Raw genomic sequence first — 2,790 nt, 5'->3', positions numbered from 1 at the left:
AACTCCACCGTAGGCCACATGGGGAAACTCCTTCATCCATCCATGAAAAGCCCTTCGCAGATCAAACAGCGCGAGAAAATGTGGGGCCGAAACAGCGGTTACGCCCCATGTGTGTTGAAAAGAAATGTAATTGTTGTGCCATGCCACCCCGCCTTAAAATCCACCCCAACGAAATAGTCCTCTCTTGTTGGGACTATGACAAAGAAACAAGTTTACTCATCGCAAAGCCACATGGCAATTATGGCCATAGAAACTGAAAAGAAAGCCCTGAATCAGGGGTGGATGAGCTGGGGTCATGCGGGTTTTCCATTTGCCTCATTAAGGTTGACGCGTCGTTTCAAAAAATCACTTTGGTAACCACCAAAGAAGAGTGAATGCCAAGACTGTTGCCAGTACAGCCCCTGCAATGAGCAATACCTGATCTGAAAACGCGAAATTGAGAACTGTCATCTGTGATTGCGCTCCGACCAGATCATAAAGCCAATTAGGGCAAGCAATGCGACCGTCATAAATCCGATGAACCAACCCATAAAACTTCCTCCGCCCAATAAACGCGCTTAGCGGGAAAAAGGTTCAACGTGCCATTTAAAATAGAAAGCCCCGGCAGACGGTAGGTCAAATCCGGGGCTCTACACCAAGGCAACTATGACGGGCGGCCTTTAATGCATCTTCTGTATTACAGAAGATGCTAAAAAAGAAAAGCCCCAGCGACAGCGATCAAGCTAGGGCTGCACTAAAGCATTTGTTTTGGACGACTTTGAATGCGTCAGATCTATTACCGAACGGTCCAATAAATGGAAAGCCCCGGATGAAGAGATGTTACATCGAAGGCTGCGTGAAGTCCGATCTCATAGCGGCCGTGCGCCCATCCGAGGATAAGGTCGTTAGCCAGCATTTCCGCGATCCGGCTATCATCCTTCTCATAGATGTCGTACCTGCTCGGGTCGACAGGACTGTCCGCCCGGAAATCACTACCCGAGTATACGTTCCAGTCAATCTTCGGATTGCCAGTAAAGCAGAACTGCGCATCGATAGCGGTGCCGATTTCCGATCCCGAGTCGTTGGCGACGGGGGGAACGAAGATCTCAGAAAAGAGATTGGTGTCCCTCCATTTGGAATTCCAGTCGCAGTTCAGACCGCAGCCGCCCGCGATCAGGAGTGGCAGCCCGCCTTTCAGATTCTCCTTCGCAAATCTGTAAAAGCGATCGAAGATCGCATCACTATAGATGCCTGCGAAGTTCCGGAACTCTGCGTCGTCGAGTCCCACATTGAGGTGCGTCGCGTCTGCGATCCGGTCGTAATCGCTGAGCTTTCGGTAGGGATCGCGCAACAGGAAGCTCATCAGTCGCTGCTCCTCCGCCGTGGGGATGTCGCGTGTCGAGAACGATGCGATCGCCATCAACTTGCCGGCGTCAGAGGCGCGGGCGTAGGGCCCGTACTTCGGAAAGGAGGGATCAGCCAGCCCATAGAGAAGTCCGTATCGGTTTCCGGGCTGTGTGAGCGCATCGCCGATCAGCGTGATGTTGAGCTCCGGATCGATCTCGTAAAAGGAGCCCATCTCTCCTTCCCAGACGAGCGCGTAGCATGCAGTGCCTTTCGGGAAAGGCGACATGCCGAAGGCGCAAAGAATATGCGTTCGCTCGTGCGACGAAGAGAAGTAGTTGACCCTGCCTCGAAGCAACCGACCCTTGTCCACAATGATGCCCGAGCCCGAGACGCCCCGATAACCCGAGTTCCTGTGCGATCCATGAAGATACTCGTGGTGGTCGCGGGGCCACCATCCTCCCATGCATATGACATCCGGTAAATCATCAATCTCGCCAATGGCGTCGAGGACGTCGGCTACAGACACATACGAGTATCGGTAACCGGAGTCCTTTTCCGCCTCGATCGAAAACATCAAGCGGGAGTCCTGGAGATATGCGATCGCGCCGTCGTGGCCAGGATTGTATGAGAGAATTTTCATCTTGAGTCTTGATCGTTGAACCGCCATGACATCACACGGCCAGGTACGAAATTGCAATCACTCTTAGAGCGGATCAGCACCAAAGTTGTGATGTGACAGATTCAAGCTGTGGGTGGCGATAATGATTTTCGGAGGCGGGGATATTTGCGCTGGCCGGCGAAACGCAGACGCGGGTTAGCCATCGCGAGTCTTAAGCTATCATCGGCAGATTCGCTTCCGGCGCCACAGTAGATATTAGAGAGTAAGTATCTGGCCGTGTTGGAATATTTCACACTGATTTAGCCAATGGATGAAGGGGTCGGCGGTTCGAGCCCGTTCAAGGCGAGTGATCAGGAAAAGTTTTCCAGCACGGCCGGGAATGGGGCTCTTCCTGGAAGACACACCGACACATCTCAGGATCAGGCATGATACCGCAACGCCTCGATAATCACCCTCATAGCCGGTGACATTTGACGACGGCTTGCGTAGTAGAGATGATATCCTGTGAAGGGTTCGCTCCAGTTGTCGAGGACCGCTTGCAATCTGCCGTCGGCGATGTGCTGCTCGACCAGATCATCCGGTACGTAGGCGATCCCATAACCCTGCACGGCCGCATCGATCTGCGATATCGAGGAGTTGAAGCTCAGCTGCCCATCTACCCTCACTCTCAGTTCCCTTCCGTCCTTTTCAAACTCCCATTGATAAAACCCGCCCCACGTCGCCTGACGCGTGTTGATACATGTGTGGACTTCCCCTTCAAAAGTGGAGGGCTTCTGTTAGACAAAACTGACAGGAGACTTAGAATTGAAGCAGCGAGAATTTACAGAAGAGTTCAAACGCGAAGC

The 2,790-nt window shown here is 52.7% G+C and carries 1 protein-coding gene and 1 pseudogene; both read right to left on the bottom strand.

The features are described from left to right. Positions 1-775: 775 nt before the first annotated feature. Complete coding sequence (locus WH356_RS23925; protein ID WP_339515391.1) at positions 776-1,900, bottom strand: carbamoyltransferase N-terminal domain-containing protein; 1,125 nt, start codon at positions 1,898-1,900, stop codon at positions 776-778. Positions 1,901-2,364: 464 nt separating this feature from the next. Further along, positions 2,365-2,691, bottom strand: a pseudogene (locus WH356_RS23920) (LysR substrate-binding domain-containing protein); the annotation flags it as partial. Positions 2,692-2,790 lie beyond the last annotated feature (99 nt).

Source organism: Ochrobactrum sp. MYb379 (genome assembly GCF_037479515.1).
Taxonomy (GTDB): Bacteria; Pseudomonadota; Alphaproteobacteria; order Rhizobiales; family Rhizobiaceae; genus Brucella.
The sequence above is the reverse complement of the archived record's forward strand: the minus strand, read 5'-3'. Positions and strand labels throughout refer to the sequence as shown.

Bases quoted from the DNA above. Each gene is read 5' to 3' on its own strand.
- WH356_RS23925 (WP_339515391.1), bottom strand. From the start codon at position 1,900: ATGTTTTCGATCGAGGCGGAAAAGGACTCCGGTTACCGATACTCGTAT.